At 47.6% G+C, this 23021-nt stretch carries 24 protein-coding genes and 2 other annotated features; all 24 genes read right to left on the bottom strand.

Annotation, left to right across the window (positions count from 1 at the left end; genetic code table 11):
- Positions 1–5: 5 nt before the first annotated feature.
- The 24 genes from rpoB to KNP98_RS14280 all read right to left on the bottom strand — a co-directional run bounded on the left by rpoB (position 6) and on the right by KNP98_RS14280 (position 22838).
- Positions 6–3563: a DNA-directed RNA polymerase subunit beta gene (gene rpoB / locus KNP98_RS14395; protein WP_088838389.1), complete on the bottom strand. Its 3558-nt coding sequence runs from the start codon at positions 3561–3563 to the stop codon at positions 6–8.
- A gap of 231 nt (positions 3564–3794) precedes the next feature.
- On the bottom strand, positions 3795–4391 hold the full coding sequence (locus tag KNP98_RS14390; protein WP_088836004.1) for a class I SAM-dependent methyltransferase: 597 nt from the start codon (positions 4389–4391) through the stop codon (positions 3795–3797).
- Between the two features lie 81 nt (positions 4392–4472).
- Positions 4473–4838 (bottom strand): 50S ribosomal protein L7/L12, encoded by a 366-nt coding sequence (gene rplL, locus KNP98_RS14385; protein WP_012368999.1) that lies wholly within the window; start codon positions 4836–4838, stop codon positions 4473–4475.
- A gap of 76 nt (positions 4839–4914) precedes the next feature.
- A complete protein-coding gene (rplJ, locus tag KNP98_RS14380) occupies positions 4915–5421 on the bottom strand; it encodes a 50S ribosomal protein L10 (RefSeq protein WP_029332251.1) in 507 nt (168 codons plus the stop codon).
- A 50-nt stretch (positions 5422–5471) separates the two neighbouring features.
- Positions 5472–5626, bottom strand: a sequence feature (ribosomal protein L10 leader region).
- Positions 5627–5680: 54 nt separating this feature from the next.
- Positions 5681–6367, bottom strand: a complete 687-nt coding sequence (rplA, locus tag KNP98_RS14375) for a 50S ribosomal protein L1 (protein ID WP_029332250.1) — start codon at positions 6365–6367, stop codon at positions 5681–5683.
- A 117-nt stretch (positions 6368–6484) separates the two neighbouring features.
- Positions 6485–6910, bottom strand: coding sequence for a 50S ribosomal protein L11 (gene rplK / locus KNP98_RS14370; protein ID WP_012368996.1), 426 nt, complete (start codon positions 6908–6910; stop codon positions 6485–6487).
- Between the two features lie 149 nt (positions 6911–7059).
- Positions 7060–7611, bottom strand: coding sequence for a transcription termination/antitermination protein NusG (gene nusG, locus KNP98_RS14365; protein WP_088836003.1), 552 nt, complete (start codon positions 7609–7611; stop codon positions 7060–7062).
- 18 nt (positions 7612–7629) lie between these two features.
- Positions 7630–7800 (bottom strand): preprotein translocase subunit SecE, encoded by a 171-nt coding sequence (gene secE, locus KNP98_RS14360; protein WP_029332248.1) that lies wholly within the window; start codon positions 7798–7800, stop codon positions 7630–7632.
- 44 nt (positions 7801–7844) lie between these two features.
- Positions 7845–7991 (bottom strand): 50S ribosomal protein L33, encoded by a 147-nt coding sequence (gene rpmG / locus KNP98_RS14355; protein ID WP_029332247.1) that lies wholly within the window; start codon positions 7989–7991, stop codon positions 7845–7847.
- Between the two features lie 156 nt (positions 7992–8147).
- Positions 8148–8792, bottom strand: a complete 645-nt coding sequence (sigH, locus tag KNP98_RS14350; RefSeq protein WP_088836002.1) for an RNA polymerase sporulation sigma factor SigH — start codon at positions 8790–8792, stop codon at positions 8148–8150.
- Positions 8793–8971: 179 nt separating this feature from the next.
- Positions 8972–9502 carry an NYN domain-containing protein gene (locus tag KNP98_RS14345; RefSeq protein ID WP_088836001.1) on the bottom strand — a complete coding sequence of 177 codons (531 nt, stop codon included), beginning with the start codon at positions 9500–9502 and terminating at the stop codon, positions 8972–8974.
- Positions 9499–10260: a 23S rRNA (guanosine(2251)-2'-O)-methyltransferase RlmB gene (rlmB, locus tag KNP98_RS14340; RefSeq protein ID WP_088838388.1), complete on the bottom strand. Its 762-nt coding sequence runs from the start codon at positions 10258–10260 to the stop codon at positions 9499–9501. Before rlmB ends, KNP98_RS14345 begins: the two co-directional genes overlap by 4 nt.
- A gap of 79 nt (positions 10261–10339) precedes the next feature.
- Complete coding sequence (locus KNP98_RS14335; RefSeq protein WP_214805995.1) at positions 10340–10744, bottom strand: Mini-ribonuclease 3; 405 nt, start codon at positions 10742–10744, stop codon at positions 10340–10342.
- Entirely contained in the window at positions 10741–12138 is a 1398-nt protein-coding gene (cysS, locus tag KNP98_RS14330; RefSeq protein WP_214812142.1) for a cysteine--tRNA ligase, read from the bottom strand. Before cysS ends, KNP98_RS14335 begins: the two co-directional genes overlap by 4 nt.
- The gene (gene cysE, locus KNP98_RS14325; RefSeq protein ID WP_088835998.1) at positions 12092–12775 is read right to left on the bottom strand and encodes a serine O-acetyltransferase; all 684 of its coding nucleotides are present in this window, start codon (positions 12773–12775) and stop codon (positions 12092–12094) included. The genes cysS and cysE overlap by 47 nt, the downstream gene beginning before the upstream one ends.
- 45 nt (positions 12776–12820) lie before the next feature.
- Positions 12821–13038: a binding site (T-box leader), on the bottom strand.
- Positions 13038–14483 (bottom strand): glutamate--tRNA ligase, encoded by a 1446-nt coding sequence (gene gltX / locus KNP98_RS14320; protein WP_214812139.1) that lies wholly within the window; start codon positions 14481–14483, stop codon positions 13038–13040. (Overlaps the previous feature by 1 nt.)
- A gap of 44 nt (positions 14484–14527) precedes the next feature.
- Positions 14528–15010, bottom strand: coding sequence for a 2-C-methyl-D-erythritol 2,4-cyclodiphosphate synthase (gene ispF / locus KNP98_RS14315; RefSeq protein WP_029332239.1), 483 nt, complete (start codon positions 15008–15010; stop codon positions 14528–14530).
- 2 nt (positions 15011–15012) lie between these two features.
- The gene (gene ispD / locus KNP98_RS14310; RefSeq protein ID WP_088835996.1) at positions 15013–15696 is read right to left on the bottom strand and encodes a 2-C-methyl-D-erythritol 4-phosphate cytidylyltransferase; all 684 of its coding nucleotides are present in this window, start codon (positions 15694–15696) and stop codon (positions 15013–15015) included.
- 51 nt (positions 15697–15747) lie between these two features.
- Positions 15748–16839, bottom strand: coding sequence for a PIN/TRAM domain-containing protein (locus KNP98_RS14305; RefSeq protein WP_088835995.1), 1092 nt, complete (start codon positions 16837–16839; stop codon positions 15748–15750).
- 130 nt (positions 16840–16969) lie between these two features.
- The gene (gene radA / locus KNP98_RS14300; RefSeq protein WP_029332236.1) at positions 16970–18346 is read right to left on the bottom strand and encodes a DNA repair protein RadA; all 1377 of its coding nucleotides are present in this window, start codon (positions 18344–18346) and stop codon (positions 16970–16972) included.
- A 77-nt stretch (positions 18347–18423) separates the two neighbouring features.
- A complete protein-coding gene (clpC, locus tag KNP98_RS14295) occupies positions 18424–20871 on the bottom strand; it encodes an ATP-dependent protease ATP-binding subunit ClpC (protein ID WP_088835994.1) in 2448 nt (815 codons plus the stop codon).
- On the bottom strand, positions 20871–21944 hold the full coding sequence (locus KNP98_RS14290) for a protein arginine kinase (RefSeq protein ID WP_214771737.1): 1074 nt from the start codon (positions 21942–21944) through the stop codon (positions 20871–20873). Before KNP98_RS14290 ends, clpC begins: the two co-directional genes overlap by 1 nt.
- Positions 21937–22365, bottom strand: a complete 429-nt coding sequence (locus KNP98_RS14285) for a hypothetical protein (protein ID WP_088835992.1) — start codon at positions 22363–22365, stop codon at positions 21937–21939. Before KNP98_RS14285 ends, KNP98_RS14290 begins: the two co-directional genes overlap by 8 nt.
- A gap of 17 nt (positions 22366–22382) precedes the next feature.
- Complete coding sequence (locus KNP98_RS14280) at positions 22383–22838, bottom strand: CtsR family transcriptional regulator (RefSeq protein WP_088835991.1); 456 nt, start codon at positions 22836–22838, stop codon at positions 22383–22385.
- Between the last annotated feature and the right edge of the window lie 183 nt (positions 22839–23021).

Below are 23021 nucleotides of genomic sequence, written 5' to 3'. Positions count from 1 at the left end.
TTCGCTTATTCCTCTTCAGTAACAACTGGTGCGACAGGCGCTTGAACTTCTTCGAGTGCTGGAGTCGCGTTCGGGATGTTGTCCTCGTCGTCGTCCTTCATTTCGATCTCTTCGTCCTCAGCAGACATCATCTTAACGTCCATACCAAGTGATTGAAGTTCTTTAATGAGAACTCGGAACGATTCCGGTACGCCCGGTTGCGGTACATTTTCGCCTTTAACGATCGCTTCATACGCTTTAACACGACCGATCGTATCATCCGATTTGATCGTTAAGATCTCTTGGAGTGTATACGCGGCACCATATGCTTCAAGTGCCCAAACTTCCATCTCTCCGAAACGCTGTCCACCGAACTGGGCTTTACCACCGAGCGGCTGTTGCGTAACGAGTGAGTAAGGACCCGTCGAACGTGCGTGAAGCTTATCATCGACCATGTGGGCGAGTTTAATCATATACATGACACCGACCGAGATGCGGTTATCAAACGCTTCACCCGAACGACCGTCATAAAGAACAGTCTTCGCGTCGCGATCCATACCGGCTTCTTCAATCGTTGCCCAAACATCTTCCTCACGTGCACCATCAAATACCGGTGATGCGACTTTGATTCCGAGTTGGCGTGCAGCCATACCAAGGTGAAGCTCGAGCAACTGCCCGATGTTCATCCGTGATGGTACACCAAGTGGGTTCAACATGATGTCGATTGGTGTGCCGTCTGGCATGTACGGCATGTCTTCTTCTGGCAAGATACGTGAGATAACACCTTTGTTACCGTGACGACCTGCCATTTTATCTCCTTCGTGAATCTTACGTTTTTGAACGATGTACGCACGGATCAACTGGTTGACACCAGGAGATAGTTCGTCGCCGTTATCACGATCGAAGATTTTGACGTCAAGGATGATACCGTCGCCGCCGTGTGGTACACGGAGTGATGTATCACGCACTTCACGTGCTTTTTCACCGAAGATCGCATGTAACAGGCGTTCTTCAGCTGTCAATTCCGTTACGCCCTTAGGTGTAACTTTACCAACTAAGATATCCCCATCTTTTACTTCAGCACCGACACGAATGATTCCGCGGTCGTCGAGGTTTTTCAGGGCGTCGTCACCGACGTTCGGAATATCACGAGTGATTTCTTCCGGTCCGAGTTTTGTATCGCGTGATTCACATTCGTATTCCTCAATGTGGATCGACGTGTAGACATCATCTTTCACAAGACGTTCGCTCATGATGACGGCATCCTCGTAGTTGTAACCATCCCATGTCATGAAACCGACGAGTACGTTACGACCGAGCGCAAGTTCCCCACCGTCCATTGATGGACCATCTGCAAGAATCTCGCCTTTATCGACAGGATCGCCTGCTTTGATGATTGGTTTTTGGTTATAGCACGTTCCTTGGTTAGAACGAATGAATTTTTGGATTTTATAACGATCAAGTTCACCTTGAACGATGTTGCCATCGACTTCCGTCGTACGACGGACAAGGATTTCACGAGCCGTTACGCGCTCAGCGATACCAGAGTGTTTTGCAACAACGGCAGCTCCTGAGTCTTTCGCAGACACGTACTCCATCCCAGTTCCAACAATCGGAGATTCTGGATCGAGAAGTGGTACGGCCTGACGTTGCATGTTTGCTCCCATGAGGGCACGGTTCGAGTCATCGTTCTCAAGGAACGGAATACATGCTGTCGCTGCCGAAACAACCTGTTTCGGAGAAACATCCATGTAATCGACACGTGATGGCTCAACAGACAAGTTTTGTCCACGGAAACGCGAGAGGACGTGTGTATCTTGGAACGTCTTCTCTTCCGTCAACAACATGTTTGCCTGCGCAACGACGTAGAGATCTTCTTCGTCTGCCGTCATGTAGTGAATTTCATCCGTGACAACACCCGTTTCCGGATTGACACGGCGGTATGGTGCTTCGATGAAACCATACTCATTGACTTTCGCGAACGAAGACAGTGAGTTGATCAAACCGATGTTTGGTCCCTCTGGCGTTTCGATTGGACACATACGGGAATAATGCGAGTAGTGAACATCTCGAACTTCAAAGCCAGCACGCTCACGTGTCAAACCACCGGGTCCGAGAGCAGATAGACGACGCTTGTGCGTCAACTCAGCGAGCGGGTTTGTTTGGTCCATGAACTGTGATAACTGTGAGCTACCGAAGAACTCTTTAATTGACGCGATAACAGGACGAATGTTGATCAATGCCTGTGGCGTGATCGCATTCTGATCTTGAATCGACATACGTTCCTTAACGACACGTTCCATACGTGAAAGACCAATACGGAACTGGTTTTGGAGCAATTCACCGACAGAACGGAGACGACGGTTACCGAGGTGGTCGATATCGTCTGTTGTTCCTACTTCATGCAACAAGTTGAAGAAGTAGTTGATTGCAGCAATCATGTCAGCAGGCGTAATGTGCTTGATGTCACGATCGATGTTACCGTTACCGATGATATTGATGATGCGTTCACCTTCAGCATCGTCCGGTGCGAACACCTTGATCGACTGTAAGTTGAAGGCTTCGCCTTGTGTTACGCCGCCAGTTGGCGTCGCTTCGATGTAACCGACAGATCCTTCAAGGAATGGCAAGACTTTGTCGAGCATACGACGGTCAAGAACCGTTCCAGCTTCTGCGATTACTTCACCTGTTTCAGGGTCAACGAGCGTTTCCGCAAGCTTTTGTCCGAACAGACGATTCTTCAGATGAAGCTTCTTATTGATTTTATAGCGACCAACGTTTGCCAAGTCGTAACGTTTCGGGTCGAAGAACCGTGACACGAGAAGTGCTTTCGCATTTTCAACTGTCGGTGGCTCACCCGGGCGTAGACGCTCATAGATTTCGATGAGGGCTTTTTCCGTTGATTCTGTATTATCTTTTTCAAGCGAATTCCGGAGGTACTCATCATCTCCAAGGAGATCGATGATTTCCTGATCCGTACCGAAACCAAGAGCACGTAAAAGAACCGTTACAGGAATCTTACGCGTGCGGTCGATTCGGACATATACGATATCTTTCGCATCTGTCTCAAGTTCGAGCCATGCTCCACGGTTCGGGATGACCGTTGCCGAAAATCCACGTTTACCGTTCTTATCTAACTTATTGTTGTAATACACACTTGGCGAACGAACAAGCTGAGAAACGATAACTCGTTCCGCACCATTAATAATGAATGTTCCCGACTCCGTCATAAGCGGGAAGTCACCCATGAAGACTTCTTGTTCCTTCAATTCACCCGTCTCTTTGTTTTGAAGACGGACTTTAACGCGCAGTGGTGCCGAATAGGTCACGTCGCGTTCTTTCGATTCATCAATCGAATACTTCGGCTCACCGAGCGAGTAATCGATGAATTCTAATACGAGATTTCCTGTGAAGTCGGAAATCGGCGAAATGTCATGAAACATCTCACGAAGACCTTCCCGTAGGAACCATTCGTATGAATTCGTTTGAATCTCAATTAGATTTGGAAGTTCTAATACTTCGCTGATACGTGCATAGCTTCTTCTCTGACGGTGACGACCGTACTGAACAAGTTGACCAGTCAACTGATTCACCTCTCAGACCCACTTCTTCTTCTAGAGAAGGACGGGTGTAATATCGAACATTGAAGCCATTTTTTGACCGATAAGCGCAAAAAAGCGACGTCTTGTCTACTCAATCATCTGTAGTCGAGAACGCCAGCTACTTTCAACCTGCTTATCCAAAAATCACTCCAATGGCATTTTATAATACTATCATAGACACAACACAAGGTCAACGACAAATCACCCGATTTGTCAAGACCGAATTGATTTAAATATTGAATACCCTTTATCGCGGGTTACTGTCTCGCAAGAACCGAAGACTTCTTCCATCAGTTTCTTCGCTGATGGTCCCCCTTGTTTTTTCTGAATGACGACCCAGAGGGCGCCCCCTACTACGAGGTGATCATAAGCTTCACGTAAAATCCGATGAACAACTGCTTTTCCTGCCCGAATCGGTGGATTCGTCACGATCGCTGCAAATGTCTCATCACCTACGCCAACATACCCGTCACTTACACCGGTCGTCACGGAAACACCATTCGCACGTGCATTTTCAGCCGCTAGTTCAAGTGCCCGTTCGTTAACATCAACGAGTTTCGCGTCACGCCCGGTCGCTTTTGCCAGTGAAATCCCCATCGGTCCATATCCGCAACCGACATCTAGAATCGCACCCGGTACATCCGGCTCAACGAATGCCTCAATCAATAGACGCGAACCAAAGTCGACGCCACCTTTTGAGAACACACCATGGTCCGATGTGAAGCGGAACGTTTCGCCGCGTAGGACGAACTCCCATGATTTCGGATCTCGTTTTGAGGAGGGATCATTCGTATAATAATGGTCTGCCATGTTTCCTTCCCCTCTCTTGATTAAAGATGAAAACAAAAGAAGCCCGCAAAGCGAGCTTCTTTTGTCTGCGGAAGAAGAAAATTACTTAACTTCTACGCTTGCGCCAGCTTCTTCAAGCTTAGCTTTGATTGCGTCAGCGTCTTCTTTCGAAACGCCTTCTTTAACTGGAGCCGGAGTTCCGTCAACGAGTGCTTTCGCTTCTTTAAGACCGAGGCCTGTCAATTCGCGAACTGCTTTGATGACGTTGATTTTACCAGAACCTGCGCTAGTAAGGATTACGTCGAATTCAGTTTGCTCTTCAGCTGCTGCTGCGCCTGCACCTGCTGCTGCTACTGGAGCTGCTGCTGATACGCCGAATTCTTCTTCGATTGTTTTTACGAGTTCGTTAAGTTCAAGAACAGTCATGCCCTTGAGGTCTTCGATAAATTGCTCTTTGTTGAAAGCCATTATGGTTTTCCTCCTTTGATTTAGCCCACGTTGGGGTTTGAAAAATTGTGTGTTTGCCTATCCCGCTAAGCGGACATTAAGCAGATTGTTCTTCTTTTTGCTCTGCGATTGCGTTCGTTGCCACCGCGAGACCGCGGATTGGCGCTTGAAGCACGCTGAGGAGCATTGAAAGGAGACCTTCGCGTGATGGAAGTTCTGCAAGGGCTTTGACATCTTCTACTGAAGTGACTTTGCCTTCGATGATACCACCTTTAAGTTCGAGAGCCTTGTGTTCTTTAGAGAAGTTGTTCAAGATCTTAGCTGGCGCGATAACGTCTTCATTGCTGAATGCGATCGCACTAGGACCAGTGAATACTTCGTCAAGACCTTCAAGGTTGCTTTGAACTGCTGCGCGGCGAAGGAGACCGTTTTTGTAAACTTTGAATTCAACACCCGCTTCGCGGAGTTGTTTACGAAGTTCAGTGACTTCGTCTACTGTGAGACCACGGTAGTCGACGACGATTGTTCCAGCGCTCGCTTGCATTTTCTCAGCGATCTCAGATACGAGATCCGCTTTGACAGCGATAACTTTTTCGTTTGCCATTTCTGTTGCACCTCCTGGTAAATAAATTGTACCGGCGCGAGGGGCTGCTCGATTTCAAATAAAAAGCCTCCTTCTGCAGGGCAGAGGAGGCGTAATCGTCAAAAAGGATACCTGAACAAACAGGCTCTCTGAGCAAGAACACCTCGGAAGGGTTTAAGCTCAATCGATGAGCACCTTCTGTCTACGGTATGTCGAATATATCAACGTTTTATACTGTAACAGCGTTCTTAGAACGTTGTCAAGTTCGTTTTAGACGAAATTATTTCGCGAAGTCAGCTGAAGATACTTTAACACCAGGACCCATTGTAGAAGCGATCGCGATGTTTTTAAGGTAAACACCTTTAGCAGTAGCAGGCTTAACTTTTACGAGAGTTTCCATAACGGTAGTGATGTTTTCAACCAACTTCTCGTTATCGAATGATTTTTTACCGACAGGAACGTGGATGTTACCTGATTTGTCGACACGGTACTCAACTTTACCAGCTTTGATATCGTTGATTGCTTTTGTGACGTCAAATGTAACAGTTCCTGTTTTCGGGTTAGGCATGAGGCCTTTAGGTCCGAGAACACGACCGAGTTTACCAACTTCACCCATCATGTCAGGTGTCGCAACGATAACATCGAAGTCGAACCATCCTTTTTGGATTTTAGCGATATACTCAGAATCACCAGCGTAATCTGCTCCAGCAGCTTCCGCTTCTTTCAATTTCTCACCTTTCGCGAAGACGAGAACGCGTTGTGTTTTACCAGTACCGTGTGGCAATACGACTGCTCCACGGATTTGTTGATCTGCTTTCTTCGGATCGACTCCGAGACGAACAGCAAGTTCAATCGTTTCATCGAATTTCGCTGTTGCAGACTTTTTAGTTAAGTCTACAGCTTCAGCGAGTTCGTATGAAACCGTACGATCGATAAGTTTAGCAGCTTCTTTGTACTTCTTACCCATTTTAGGTTCCTCCTTTGTGGTTGTGCGGAAAATCCTCCCACATAATGAAAGGGTAGCAAGGCTTCAATTAACTATCCGCCTGCGACCCTCATCGTTGTTCATTGTAATTCGAAAGACTTAGTCTTCGATTACGATACCCATAGAACGTGCAGTACCTTCAACCATCAACATCGCTGTTTCAACAGATGCTGCGTTGAGGTCTGGCATTTTCGTTTCAGCGATTTCGCGAACTTTGTCACGTTTGACAGTCGCTACTTTCTTACGGTTAGGCTCGCCTGAACCGCTCTCGATTCCAGCTGCTTTCTTCAAGAGAACTGCTGCTGGTGGAGTTTTAGTAATAAACGTAAATGAACGATCTTCAAAAACCGTGATGACTACAGGGATAATCAAGCCGGCTTGGTCTTGTGTACGAGCGTTGAACTCTTTACAGAAGCCCATGATGTTCACACCTGCTTGACCGAGTGCCGGTCCAACTGGTGGAGCTGGGTTTGCTTTGCCCGCAGGAATTTGAAGTTTAACTAGTTTCATAACCTTCTTCGCCACGAGACACACCTCCTTAATTCTTTAATGTGGTTTAATTGGACGTTGCGCGTCCTCCCACTCATTCTATTCGACGAGTTATTTATCGAAATAAGCACAACATCAAACAGGAAAAATTGTACCATTAAAACAAAACATTCGCAATAGGAAACTTAATCGATTTTTTCAACTTGTGAAAAATCGAGTTCTACTTTCGTTTCGCGACCGAACATATCTACAGAAACTTTCATTTTTTCTGTTTCTGTATCAAGCTCTTCAACCGTTCCTTCAAGGTTCTCGAAGGCACCCTCTTTGATTCGGACGATTTGACCGAGTGAGTAGTCATAACGACTCTTCATGTCGACAAGTCCCATTGAACCAAGGATGTTTTCAGCTTCTTCAGGAAGAAGCGGCGTCGGTTTCGATCCACCACCCACTGAACCGAGGAATCCGGTTACGTTCGGTGTGTTACGAACAACATACCAAGAATCATCCGTCATGACCATTTCAACGAGGACATACCCCGGGAAAATCTTAACTTCACGCTCTTTGATTTTTGTTTCGCCTTTTTTATTCGTTACTTCTTCCTGTACCGTTTCAATCGGAACGAGTACACGGAAGATTTTCTCGTCCATGTTCATAGACTCGATCCGACGTTCAAGGTTAGCCTTGACGTTGTTTTCGAATCCAGAGTACGTTTGGACGACAAACCACTGTTTATCCATGGTACGCCACCTCTTCTTTTACTTAATCAACCAACTCATGAGTGCGCTGAGACCAGAATCGATACCAAAGATGAAGACGCCCATGAAGATAACCATACCGATTACCGTCAATGTGTACTTCGTCAATTCTTTTCGTTTTGGCCAGCTCGTCTTTTTCAGTTCATTCCATACGTCACGCAAAAATTTCATCGTACTTTCCCTCCAGGATGTATTAAATCGGGATAGATGAAGCCTTATTTCGCTTCTTTATGAATCGTATGCGCGTTACAACGCCGACAGAATTTTTTCAATTCCAAGCGGACTGTGACATCCTCTTTTTTCATCGTCGTATAATCGCGGGCACCGCAAATATCACAAGCAAGGCCTACTTTCTTCGCCATCTCAAAAGACCTCCTTCTTTGCCGCTCTCTCTCTCGAACGGAGGAGATTCCTCCAAAAAAGAGCGTAAAAAAAAACGCCTATGAGCGGCGTCTCGCTAGTAAGGCGCTATTTATACAGTAGCATACGGTAGTCGGATTGGTCAATCCACCTCGCGGTTAGACAATCAACTCACGTGCCTCGAGGTATCGCTCCAGTTTCCGTTTGACACGCTGTAACGCGTTATCAATTGATTTGACGTGGCGATCGAGATCATCCGAAATCTCTTGGTACGTTCTTCCGTCGAGATAAAGTGCCAACACTTTTCGTTCTAAGTCACTAAGAATTTCATCCATCTTCGTTTCGATGTCTGCATACTCTTCTCGGTTGACGATCAAGATTTGCGGATCCGATGGTGCCGTCGAAGTGATGATATCAAGCAACGTCCGTTCAGAAGATTCATCATCATAAATTGGTTTATCAAGCGAGATGTACGAATTGAGAGGAATATGTTTTTGACGGGTCGCCGTCTTGATTGCCGTGATCATTTGCCGTGTGATGCAGAGTTCGGCAAATCCTTTAAAAGAAGCCAACTTATCAGTCCGGTAGTCACGTACTGCTTTGTATAGGCCAATCATACCTTCTTGAATGATATCTTCGCGGTCCGCACCAATCAAAAAATATGACCGGGCCTTCGCACGTACGAAGTTACGATAGCGCTCGATCAAAAATTCAAGGGCATCGCTATTATCGAATACCTTCGCTTGTTCCACAAGCGCCTCATCAGACATGCACTCAAACTGGTCGAACGAAACCAAACTCATCCTTCATCCCTCCAAGCTTCTATGACGAACTAATCAATTGCCTACAATTATACAATAATTTCCTATCCTGCGACAGTGAAAATTGGCATGACCTCTTTTTATCTGTATTTCGCCCTTAAAAAAACCGCCTTCTCGACAGGTACGTCAAGAAAACGGTTTATTTTTAAGGGGAGACCCCCTTACTGATCTGAATTTTTTCTTCTTCGGATTTGTTCAAGCCGTTCGATGACATCTGCCGGCAAATCGATAGTCGACCGCGGTTTCTTGCTCGTCTTCGACATCGTCGTCTGTCCCTGAATGACGGCGACCGCTGCTTTCCAGTCCCGTCTCAACTCTTGTGCCGAGATGCGGAGTGCGCCGAGCGTAAAGATCACCCATTGTTCCGTGAAGTCGTTCGTCGCGACCGTCAGCTTGACACGGATGTCTTGTAACCACTCGGCTGCCGTTTTTTCTATCCATTCGTCAGCAGTTTCATTCTCGCGTGTATAAATGACCTCGAGTCCACTCTTTTTTAAGCGTGACTCGCGCCCTGGCTGAAGATAGGCATCAAAGACGATGGTGACACTAATTCCTGTCACTGCCTGATATTCCGCCATTGCATCGACCAATCGTTCCCGTGCTAATTCAAAATCTTGCTCCCGCAATGTCCGGAATTCCGGCCATGCGCCAATGATATTGTAGCCATCAACGATCAGACGGTCATATTTCATCGCGCGTACGGCTTTCTCGTCCGGTACACTTCATACAATAAGAGTGACGCGGCAACGGAAGCATTGAGTGACGTGACATGGCCCGCCATCGGAAGGTGGACAAGGAAATCACATTTCTCTCGGACGAGGCGACTCATCCCTTTTCCTTCACTACCAATGACGATTCCAAGCGGCATCGTTCCGTCAAGCGTCCGGTAATCATCACTTTCACGCGCATCCGTCCCGACGAACCAAAGCCCTTTTTTCTTGAGGTCTTCCATCGTCCGCGTTAAGTTCGTCACGCGAACGACCGGAATATGCTCGATTGCACCCGTCGATGCTTTTGCGACGACTTGTGTCAATCCGACCGAGCGGCGTTTCGGAATGATGACCCCGTGCGCTCCGACAGCGTCTGCCGTCCGAAGAATCGAACCGAGGTTATGCGGGTCTTCCAGCTCGTCGAGTAAGACGATGAGTGGTGTCTCATCCTTCTTCTCTGCTAGGGCAAAGATATCGTCGAGTTCCGCGTATTCATAGGCGGCAACTGCCGCAACGACACCTTGATGGTTGTCGCTCCCTGTCAGACCATGCAGTTTTGAACGGGGGACGATTTGAATTTGGACATTCGCTTCTTGCGCCATCGCGTGGATGACGGCGAGTGGACCTTTTTGTTGACCTTCCTGGATAAAGAGTTTATTCATTTCGCGTCCACTTCGTAACGCTTCGAGAACAGGATTTCGTCCGTAAAGGAAATCCTGCCCTTCCGCGAGTGGTTCGATGACGACCGGGTCCTCTTGTTTCTTTTCAACACGTTTTCGTTTTTCGCCAGTCTTAGGGCGCTGTCCTTGATCGACTGGGTTATTTTCCGTCTGTCGTTTCGGCTTCGAGTAATTCGAACGCTTGCCCGATGAGTTCTTCAAGACGATCCCCTCCTTCTGAAAGATAAATGTAGCCTAACAATGCTTCGAACGCCGTCGCGTAGCGGTACGTATGGACATCCGTACTTTTTGGTACAGAACCGGACTTCGCATTTTTCCCACGCCGGACGACGGCTTGTTCCTCTTCTGTCAGTGTTCCCTGATTGAGCCAATGTGTAACGACGGTCGCCTGTGCTTGCGCCCGGACATACTGGACCGCTGCTTTATGCAACTCGCCTGGTTTGACGAAACCACGGTCAAGTAGTCGCTCTCTTACATGCATCTCATAGACGACATCTCCCATATAGGCGAGCGCGAGCGCGTTCAATTGTTTATAGTTCTTCATCCGCGCTTCCACCGCATCCCTTGTGCTGTATCTTCAAGCAAGATGCCCTGGTCGCGTAACTGATCGCGGATTTCATCTGCCCGTCCGAAATCACGATTTTTCCGTGCTTCGTTTCGTTCTGTGATCAACTGTTCGACTTCTTCGTCGAGCAGTCCGCGGTCGACCGTCAACGTTACACCTAATACGCCCGACAATTCATTGAAAACGGTCAGGAAGCGCTCAAGAACTTCTTTTGACGCTTGTGCTTCTGCAAGATAAAGATTTGCTTCTTTCGATAAATCGAACAAATCCGTTACAGCGTTCGCTGTATTGAAGTCATCATCCATCGACGTGATGAAATGTTGCTTGATGTCTTCAATCCGCTTTAACCATTTTTCGTTTGCCGTTCCGAGATCTGCCGTCATCGCGAGACGATGCTCGACGTTTGCGACCGACTCCCGAATTCGCGCGAGACCGTTGACCGCTTGATCAATCAGCTCACGGCTGTAGTTGATCGGATGACGATACTGAACAGACAGCATGAAGAAGCGTAAGACCATTGGATCGACGACTTGAATCGCTTCATGGACCGTCAAAAAGTTTCCGAGTGATTTCGACATCTTCTCGTTTTCGATGTTGACGAATCCATTGTGCATCCAGTAGTTCGCGAATTTTTGAGAATTGCATGCTTCCGACTGGGCAATTTCATTTTCATGGTGCGGGAATTTCAAGTCTTGTCCACCGGCATGGATATCAATCGTATCGCCAAGGTATTTCTTTGCCATCGCCGAGCACTCGATGTGCCAGCCCGGACGTCCTTCACCCCATGGACTTGTCCAAGACGGTTCGTCCGGCTTAACGGCTTTCCAAAGAACGAAATCGAGTGGATCTTCTTTTTTCTCGCCGACTTCAATCCGCGCGCCCGATTGTAATTCATCAATCGATTGCTGACTCAACTGACCATACGTCTCAAAACTCCGTGTCCGGAAGTAGACATCTCCGCCTGAAGCATAGGCATTCCCTTTTTCAACGAGAACTTTGATGAAGTCGATGATATCATCCATCGTCTCCGTAACGAGCGGATGGACGTCCGCTTGTTGGACGTTCAAAGCGCCCGTATCTGCATGATACGCGGCAATGAAACGTTTCGTTAAGTCATGATAATCTTCACCGAGTTCATTTGCCGTCCGAATGATTTTATCATCGACATCCGTAAAGTTCGAGACGTACTGAACCTCATAACCGCGGTACGTAAAGTAGCGGCGGACTGTATCGAAGACAATTGCCGGGCGGGCATTACCAATGTGGATATAGTTATAGACGGTCGGTCCACAGACGTACATCTTGACCTTACCTTCTTCTAACGGTTTAAATGGTTCCTTTTTTCCGGTCATGCTGTTGTAGAGTTGTATCATTCCGAAGTCCTCCTTTGATTCGTTCAATTTCCCGTTTTAGTTCTTCGATTTCAATTTCAATCCGTTCCTGGCACTCACTAACGGGATCCGGTAGACGGTGATCGAGAGGGGCCTCGACTTTCATTCCGTCCTGGATGACGACACGTCCCGGAATCCCGACGACGGTTGCGTTAGCAGGGACGTCTTTTAGGACGACTGAGCTTGCCCCGATTTTTGATGCATCCCCGACCGAAATATCACCGAGTACACGTGCTCCGGCTGAAACGAGCACGCCATTACCGAGCGTCGGATGACGTTTGCCCGTCTCTTTGCCCGTCCCGCCGAGCGTCACGCCTTGAAAAATCGTCACATCGTCGCCGATGATGGCTGTTTCTCCGATGACGACACCCATCCCATGGTCGATGAAGAAGCGACGACCAATCGTCGCACCCGGATGAATTTCGATCCCTGTCAAGAAGCGGCTGAACTGTGAAATGCTTCGCCCCAGTAACTTTAAGTTCAACTTCCATAACCGATGGGCTACACGGTGCATCCAAATCGCATGTAAGCCGGGGTACGTCAAGATGACTTCAATGCTACTGCGTGCAGACGGGTCTTGGTTGAATACATTGCGAATGTCTTCTCGTATACGTGTCATGTTCAATCTCCTCTCCATAAGAAAAAGCGCCTCCGTGCATCGCTGCACAGAGACGCTAATTAGCGCGGTCCCACTCTGTTTGGACGAATCAATCGTCCCTCTCCGTGTCCGTTAACGCCGGAGATACGTCTACGCCTACTCTCACTGATTTCGGGTAGCACTCAGAGGGGCATTTCATGGCAATTTTCTTCAAGCTCTCGCACCACACAAGCTTGTCTCTGGAGAAGAAACATTGACACTACTTTCCTCATCTACGCTTTATTTATACGTCTAGTCGCGCAAGTACGCGGTCTTTTCCTAATAGTTGAATCGTATTCGGAAGTTCTGGACCATGTGTTTGCCCCGTCGTTGCGACGCGGATTGGCATGAACAGATTTTTTCCTTTTTGACCGGTTGCTTTTTGTGTTGCCTTAATCGATGCTTTGATCGCTTCCGGCGTCCACTCTTCAAGTGTCCGCAATTGGTTCGCGAATTCAGCTAAGACGGTCGGAACCGTTTCGCCACTCAAGACAGTGTTTGCTTCTTCATCATACACCACTTCATCTTCAAAAAACATCTCTGAAAGCTCAACGACTTCCGCTCCGTGTGTCATCTGCTCACGGTAAAGTCCGACGAGGTTCTTCGCCCAGTCGAGTTCTTCTGCTGACGGCTTGTTTGAGACGCGTCCTGCTGCTTGAAGGAATGGAAGACTCGCTTCGAATACTTCTTCGAACGATTGATGTTTCATGTACTGCCCATTGATCCAAGCGAGTTTTTGTTGATCGAAAACAGCTGGACTCTTCGACAGGCGGGACGCATCAAAGATCTCGATGAATTCTTCTTTCGTAAAGATTTCTTGTTCTCCGACCGGCGACCAACCAAGCAACGTCACGAAGTTAAGTAACGCTTCCGGGAGATACCCGAGGTCTTTATACTGCTCGATGTACTGAATGATTGATTGATCACGTTTCGACAGTTTTTTATGCTCTTCGTTGACGATGAGCGTCATGTGACCAAATGTTGGATACTCCCAACCGAACGCATCATAAATCATCATCTGTTTCGGCGTGTTCGAGATGTGGTCGTCTCCACGTAAGACATGGCTGATTGCCATCAAGTGATCGTCGACGACAACGGCGAAGTTATACGTCGGAATCCCGTCTTTTTTGACGATGACCCAGTCCCCGAAGTCTTTTGATTCAAACGATACGTCTTCTTTGACGATATCGTTCCACGTATATGTCACGCTTTCCGGTACACGAATCCGAATCGATGGTGTCCGTCCTTCCGCGACGAATGCGTCTTCTTGTTCTTGCGATAAATCTCGGTGTGCACCTGAATAACGCGGTGCTTCACCACGTGCAATTTGTGCTTCACGTTCCGCCTCAAGTTCTTCCGAGGTCATGTAGCAACGGTAGGCGAGTCCTTTTTCAAGTAACTCGTCTGTGTATTTTTGATAAAGATCAAGCCGTTCCATTTGGAAGTAAGGACCGTAATCGCCACCGCGGCCTGGACCTTCATCCCAATCGATTCCGAGCCACTCGAGGTACTTCATCTGACTTTCAACGCCACCATCAATGTTTCGTTTTTGGTCCGTATCCTCAATCCGTAAAATCATTTTCCCGCCCGCATGACGTGCGAACAAGTAGTTGAATAAAGCCGTCCGTGCATTCCCAATATGAAGGTGCCCGGTCGGACTTGGTGCATAACGTACACGTACTTCTGCCATTGCCGATCACTCCTTTAGTCTCAAATTCGCTTAATTAGTATACCTTATTCTTCGATTCGTTTCAGCAGAATCACAGCTTGGCACGCAATTCCTTCTTCGCGCCCTGTAAACCCGAGCCATTCCGTCGTCGTCGCTTTGACATTGATCTGCTCGATGTCCGCTTCAAGCAGTTCCGCAATCCGCGCACGCATCGTATCGATGTACGGGCGTAATTTAGGCGCTTGCGCGATGACGGTCGCGTCTAAGTTACTCAATTCATATCCTTTACGCTTGACGAGTGCATAGACATGTTCGAGCAGTTTAGCAGAGTCCGCATCTTTGAACTCAGGATCGGTGTCCGGAAAATGTTTGCCGATATCCCCTTCTGCAATCGCTCCGAGTGCTGCATCCGCAATCGTATGGAGCAAGACGTCCGCATCCGAGTGACCGAGTAATCCTTTCGTATGTGGGATTTCAATCCCACCTAAAATGAGTTTCCGATCTTCTGCGAATGCATGTACATCAAAACCTTGTCCAATTCGAATCATCGTTATTTCCCTCGTTTCATTAAGATCGCTTCACCAAACCATAAATCATCCGGTGTCGTCACTTTAATATTTTCATACTGACCGGTGACGAGCGTCACCTTTCCTCCGTCCCATTCTATCAAACTTGCATCATCTGTACCTAAATAGTGTTCTGCTGCTTTTTGATGGACGGTTCGGATCGTGTCGAGATCGAAGGCTTGCGGTGTTTGAGCTGCCATCAGTTCGTCACGCGGAACCGTTTCGACGATCGTCTCTCCGATGATCCGTTTGACCGTATCTTTGACCGGGACGGCGAGAATCGCTGCTTTGTGCTCGACTGCCGCCGCGACGACGGCATGAATCGCTGTCTGTTCGATGAATGGCCGGGCGCCGTCATGAATCAACACGATACCGGGTGCTTCGATGACTTCCAGTCCGCGTAAGACACTTTCTTGCCGTTCCCGTCCTCCGGCAACAAGGCGTACAGGCGTTGCGTATCGGTCCGTCACTTGCTCAAACCAGACTTGTTCCGCCGGATTGATGGCAAGAATGATTTCTTCACATAAGGGATCGGCTTCAAACACATCGAGTGTCCACTCAATGATTGAACGGTCCCGTAACAGCAGCATCAGTTTATTACGATCTGCGCCCATTCTTTTTCCGGCACCAGCTGCCGGAATGACGACGCGGTATGTCTGTTCTATCACTGCATTCCCTCTTTTCTCATAAGTAAAGACTGCCACAGTTGTGGCAGTCCCTTATTTTTCTTGTGGCTTCGCAAAAATCATCCGTCCAGCAGACGTCTGAAGGACACTCGTCACGACAACACCAATCGTTTTCGAAATCAAGTGTTTACCACCTTCGACGACGACCATCGTGCCATCTTCGAGGTAGGCAATCCCTTGCTTTTGCTCTTTTCCTTCTTTGATGACAAGCACCATCATCTCTTCACCCGGAATCACAACTTGCTTGACGGCATTTGCTAAATCATTGATGTTCAAGACGGGTACGTTCCGGACTTCACACACTTTATTCAAGTTGTAATCGTTCGTAACGACAATTCCTTTCATCAACTCTGCCAGCTTAATCAGTTTGATGTCGACTTCTGGTACATCCTCGAAGTCACCATCATAAATTTCGACTTCCATTCCAGGGATTGATTGGAGTTCTTTTAAGACGTCAAGCCCCCGGCGTCCACGATTTCGTTTTAATGTATCCGATGAATCGGCAATGTATTGAAGTTCCCCAATCACGAACTGCGGAACGATCAGTTTCCCTTCAACAAATCCGGTCTTCGCGATATCTGTGATCCGTCCATCGATGATAACACTCGTATCGAGTACTTTACTGTTTGATTTTGCGACAACAACGGGTTCCGGTGTCGACTTTTTATCCGAGTTACTACTGTTTGACCGTAAAAAGATTTTCGTCAACTCATGCCGTTTGCGATATCCGACCGTAAAGCCGAGGTATCCGAATAAGGCAGTCGCGAAAATGGTTAAGACATTACTAAGCAGCGGAATCCCGACAAGTTCAATCAACATGCTGACGAGAAATGCCATCACGAGACCTAGCAAGAGACCAAATGTTCCAAAGAATAAATCTGCAGCGGGCGCCTTTACTAGTTTTTCTTCTAAAAATCGGAGAAGTCGAATAACCGCATCCGTAATGAATAATCCAATTAATAAAAATATGAGTGCACCAATCGTTCCGGTTACGTATGTCGTCATCAACCATTCCGGGAAAGTCATCCCTGTCGCCGCTTCAATTAATTGAAATAACTGGGGCAATAACAAGACACCAAGCGCAAGACCGAGTAACGCGAAAAAGATTCGAATGATGATTTTCAATCTTCCCACCTCCTTCTATTATTTTAAGTTCATTGTAACATGTATTTATTTGAATCACCTACGCCTTAAGGTGGGGAAACTGTTTACATATCCATTACAGCCTCCCCATCTTTTCCTACATTTCAGGCGTTTAAAACGGGATGGTTTCGCGTAACGCTTCGTCAACACTTTCGACACCGATGACCGTGATGCCGTCCGGATAGGTCCATCCCCCGAGATTGTTTTTCGGAATGATGGCTCGTGTGAATCCGAGCTTCGCAGCTTCTGCGACGCGTTGCTCAATCCGTGAGACGCGCCGGACTTCTCCCGTCAAACCTACTTCACCAATGACGACATCTGTCGGACGTGTCGGCTTGTCGCGAAAACTCGAGGCAATCGCGACACAGACGGCGAGGTCAATCGCCGGTTCATCGAGCTTGACGCCACCAGCTGCTTTCAAATAGGCATCTTGTGTCTGGAGCAGTAAACCAGATCGTTTCTCAAGCACTGCCATCAGCAAGGCCACTTTATTTTGGTCAATCCCTGTTGCCATACGGCGTGGATTACCGAATGATGTCGGTGAAATCAGGGCTTGTAACTCAACGAGAACAGTCCGTGTCCCCTCCATCGAAGCAACGATTGTCGAACCCGATACACCGGACGTCCGCTCCTCGAGGAAGATTTCCGATGGATTCAAGACTTCTTCTAAACCAGACTCCCGCATTTCAAAGATTCCAATCTCGTTCGTCGAACCAAACCGGTTTTTGACGGCACGGAGGATCCGGAACGTATGGTGACGTTCCCCTTCGAAGTACAGGACGGCATCGACCATGTGTTCGAGTAAACGAGGTCCGGCAATCGAACCTTGTTTCGTGACGTGACCGACGATAAAGATGGCAATGCCGCGACTCTTCGCGATTTTCATCAGCATCGCCGTACATTCACGTACTTGCGTGACGCTACCAGGGGCAGACTGAATTTCATCGATATAGACCGTTTGAATCGAGTCGATGATTAAAAAGCCTGGTTTTTCTTCGTCGACGACCCGCTCAATCATATTCATGTCCGTTTCACTGAGCACGAATAAGTCTTGAGTCGGTAAACCGAGCCGTTCAGCGCGGAGTTTTGTCTGTTTGAGCGATTCCTCACCTGAGATATAGAGGACTTTTTCGCCGCGTTGTGCAAGGCGCGCACTTGTCTGTAACAGAATCGTCGATTTCCCAATTCCCGGGTCACCTCCGACGAGGACCATCGATCCGGGCACAATCCCGCCGCCGAGCACACGGTCAAATTCACTACTCCCCGTGAAGACACGACTTTCTTCTTGTGAGACGATATTTGCGAGACGTTCCGGTTTCAATTGTTTCGTCGTCGTATGGACAAAAGCGGAACCGCGTCGTGCTTTCTTCTCCTCGACGACTTCTTCGACCATCGTATTCCATTCCCCACAGCCGGAGCAGCGTCCCATCCATTTCGGTGACTCCGTCCCACAGCTTTGGCAAACAAATTTCGTCTTCATTTTAGCCACTCTGTTCATCCTTTCTCTATCCAAGAAAAAGCCCAGCTTTCGCTTCGTACTTGCGAAAGCTGGACCCTGTTGATCACTTATTCTGTCGTTGCCGGTTCCACTTGGTGGCGGCGGACGATGAATTCATCGTTTTCTACATCAAGTGCAACACGTTCTCCTTTTTGAATGTCTCCCGCAAGCAATGCTTCCGACAAACGATCCTCAGCTTCTCGTTGAAGTGCACGACGGATTGGGCGAGCTCCGTATTCTGGGTCGTATCCGATGTCGGCAATCTTCGAAAGCGCGGCAGGTGTCAATTCAAAGTGAACCTGTTGTTCCGCAAGGCGTTTTTCGAGAGTCTTCGCCATGAGTTTGACGATCTCTTCGATGTGTTTTTTCTCAAGTGAGTGGAAGACGATCGTTTCGTCAATCCGGTTCAAGAACTCAGGACGGAAGGCTTTCTTCAGTTCGTCCATCACTTTCCCCTTCATGTCTTTGTATTCGCGGTCCGTATCGTCCGACACTGTGAACCCGACGTATTTATTCCGTTTGAGGGCACTTGCACCGACGTTCGACGTCATGACGATGATCGTATTACGGAAATCGACTGTCCGGCCTTTTGAATCCGTAAGACGTCCATCATCGAGCACTTGAAGCAAGATGTTGAAGACTTCAGGGTGAGCTTTTTCAATTTCATCAAGCAAGATGACGGAGTACGGTTTACGGCGTACTTTTTCAGTCAATTGACCGCCTTCTTCATATCCGACATATCCAGGAGGTGAACCGACGAGTCGGCTTGTTGCATGTTTCTCCATGTATTCTGACATGTCGATTCGGATGATGGCATCCTCGTCACCAAACATCGATTCTGCGACGGCACGGGCAAGCTCTGTTTTACCGACACCCGTTGGACCGAGGAAGATGAATGAACCGATTGGACGTTTAGGATCTTTGAGTCCGGCACGTGCGCGACGGATTGCTTTTGAGATTGATTTGACCGCTTCATTTTGACCGATGACCCGACTATGAAGAATTTCTTCGAGACGGAGCAAACGATCGGTTTCTTCTTCAGCGATTTTCGTTACGGGTACACCCGTCCAGCTCGCGACGACCTGCGCGATATCATCTTTTGTGACTTCAAGCTTCTCATTGCCTTGTTTGTTCTGCCATTCTTCTTTTAAGCGCTCGAGCTCATCGCGAAGTTTTTGCTCTGTGTCGCGTAAGCTTGCTGCTTTTTCGAATTCTTGGCTTTGGACGGCTTCGTCTTTATCTTTTCGGATGCCTTCAAGTTTTGCTTCGACTTCTTTTAAGTTCGGTGGTGCTGTATATGAACGAAGACGAACTTTTGAAGCCGCTTCGTCAATCAAGTCGATTGCTTTATCCGGTAGGAAACGGTCTGAGATGTAACGGTCAGAAAGCGTCACCGCTTCTTGAATCGCTTCATCCGTGATCGTGACACGGTGGTGGGCTTCATAACGGTCACGAAGACCAAACAAGATTTGTGTTGCTTCGTTCGCTGTTGGTTCAGCGACTTGAATTGGTTGGAAACGACGCTCAAGCGCTGCATCTTTTTCGATATATTTGCGGTATTCGTCAAGTGTCGTCGCACCGATACATTGGAGTTCACCGCGCGCGAGTGATGGTTTTAAAATATTTGACGCATCGATTGCGCCTTCTGCTCCACCTGCACCAATCAATGTGTGCAATTCGTCGATGAAGAGAATGATGTTTCCAGCTTGACGGATTTCATCCATGACCTTTTTCAAACGGTCTTCGAACTCACCACGGTATTTCGTCCCGGCGACGAGCGTCCCCATGTCGAGAACCATGACGCGTTTATTCCGTAACGTTTCCGGCACTTCATTGTTGATGATTTGTTGGGCGAGTCCTTCGACGACAGCTGTTTTACCAACACCTGGCTCCCCAATCAAAACCGGGTTGTTTTTCGTCCGACGACTCAAGACTTCGATGACACGTTGAATTTCTTTTGCGCGTCCGATGACTGGGTCGAGACGTGTCTCACGTGCTTGTTGCGTCAAGTCGCGTGCCAAGCCATCTAGCGTTGGCGTCGCGACGCCTGAGCCTGCTTGTGATGCGTTAGCTGTCGTTTCGCTGTTCCCAAGCAGTTGCAATACTTGCTGACGTGCTTTAGAAAGACTGATTCCAAGGTTGTTTAAGACGCGTGCCGCAACACCTTCACCTTCACGAATCAAGCCGAGTAAGAGGTGCTCCGTGCCGACATACGAATGACCGAGCTTACGTGCTTCATCCATTGAAAGTTCGATGACTTTTTTTGCGCGCGGCGTATAGTGAATCGTCGTCGCACCATCTTGTCCACGACCGATCAATGCTTCGACTTCCATTTGAATTTTATCTGAACTGAGTCCGAGTGCTGTTAAAGCTTTCGCAGCAATCCCGTCTCCTTCACGTACAAGCCCGAGTAAAATATGTTCTGTCCCGATATTATGGTGTCCGAGTCGTACTGCTTCTTCCTGTGCAAGTGCGAGTACGCGTTGGGCACGTTCTGTGAATCGTCCAAACATCATTACGCAAAACCTCCTTGTGTGTGATCCCTGTGTTTCTGTTCGGTTAACATCTGACGAATCACATTCGCTCGCTCGATGTCCCGTTCTCTTGTTGTTAATTGATTCCCGAAATGCTTTTGTAGAAAACCTGTTTGTAAGGATACAAGTAAATGATGAAACACATTCGGTGCGAGATTGACAGCTAATCCTAGCCCATCTGCTAAGCGAACATCGGATAGACGTTCCGTTGCTTCTCGTGCCGTAATTAAACGGGCGGATGTTAAAATGCCATACGACCGGTATAACCGGTCTTCTAGTTCTTCTTGATACATCTCCATTAATCCTTTTCTTGCGGCCTGTTCTGCCTCAATTAATGCTTCAACAGCAAAAAGATAATCCGTAATCAGCATATCTTCACTCGCTCCAAGAGTCCGTTGATTCGACAGTTGAAACATCCGCCCAGAGGCGTCGCTGCCTTCACCATACCGGCCACGAATCGCAAAACCAAGCTGTCTCAAGTGCTTGACGTATCCTTGAATTTGATTCGTCAAGACAAGTCCAGGTAGATGCAGCATGACAGAAGCGCGAAGTCCCGTCCCGACATTGCTCGGACAGGTTGTCAAATAACCGAGTGTATCATCAAAGGCAATCTTAAAACGTTCACTAATCAATTGATCGACTTGTTTCGCGATCCGAAAAGCTTCTTCGAGTTGTAGACCCGGAAACAATGTTTGAATCCGGAAATGATCTTCTTCATTCACCATGACGCTAATCTGTTCATCTTCACTAATGAACAATCCCGTCCGTGGATGGGATGCAAGTGCGGGACTGATTAAGTGTTTTTCCACTAAAGCAGTCCGTGTCAGCGCATCCGCCTGGTCGACCCGTCCAAATCGGAATCCTTTTAGTCCACTCAACTGGCGTTCCGTTTCATCAATCAGTTCATTCGCCTCTTTTTCCGACAGCATCGTCGAGAACGGATATTGCATCGCATTTCGAGCTAAACGAATCCGTGTCGAGACGACGATGTCATCATAAGGGGCTTGTTGATTCATTTTTTCACTTAAAGGATGCGTCAATAATTCTTTAAACATGGCGCAAATCCTCCTCGACGCTAACAATCTGTTGTTTAATCAGTTCAGCTTCTTCGTAATCTTCTGACAAGACCTTCCGATTGAGTTGTTCTTTTAACCGGCTTAACTGTTGCTTCAAACGCTTTTCGACTGATTCTTCATCAGGGCGTGATCCATAATGTTTGGAGTGGCCATGCTGGAATTGACGGACCATTCCATCGACTTCATCCTTAAATACGGTGTAACACGTCGCACAACCAACTTTTCTCAAATGCAACAACTGTTGTCGTGTCATACCACAAGAAGGACACGTTGTACCTTGATACTCGCGCGCAAGCTCTCGGACACATACAGAACATAAAACACGCTCTGCTCCTTCCGTTTCTTGTGGAAGTTTGACACGTACGATTGCCTCGCGCTCTAAACAACGTTGACATCGCATATGGCATTCCTCCAATGCTACAATCGCTTGATGGTTTGGAGAAGTGATTGCATCAGATGCGCTCGCATCCGGTGTTGATCTTCTACATCCATCGGTAGACTTTCTTTTCGTAACAACGCTTGGATGATAATCGCTTCACGTCGCGTTAATAATTGTTCATTCATTAATCGAATCAAATAATCTTCAGCAGCCTGTTCGGTTAATTGATCACCGACCCAGGCACTCATCTCGTCTAAGAGATCGTGACTATCTAGCAAAACGATTTTCTGAATCCGGATATACCCTCCACCACCACGCTTACTTTCGACAAAATAGCCTTTTTCGACTGTAAAACGTGTGTTGATGACATAATTGATTTGGGAAGGAACACAATCAAAACGCTGGGCAATTTCTTGACGTTTGATTTCAACTTTTGTTTCATCATTTAAGATTTGTTTTAAATAGGCTTCGATGATATCTGTGATGTTTTGCATGGGCACCACCTCTCTGACCATCTTTGACTATTGTTTGATTTAATAGTAATCATCTTAAAAGTGAATTGCAAATAATTTAACTCTAAATGAACATACACAAAAAGACCGACCTGCAAGATGCAGATCGGTCTTTTTCAATTGCCTGGCAACGTCCTATCCTCACAGGGGGAAGCCCCCAACTAC

Source organism: Exiguobacterium sp. s127, assembly GCF_018618695.1.
Lineage (GTDB): Bacteria > Bacillota > Bacilli > Exiguobacteriales > Exiguobacteriaceae > Exiguobacterium_A > Exiguobacterium_A oxidotolerans.
This window is presented reverse-complemented; position numbering and strand designations above follow the sequence as displayed.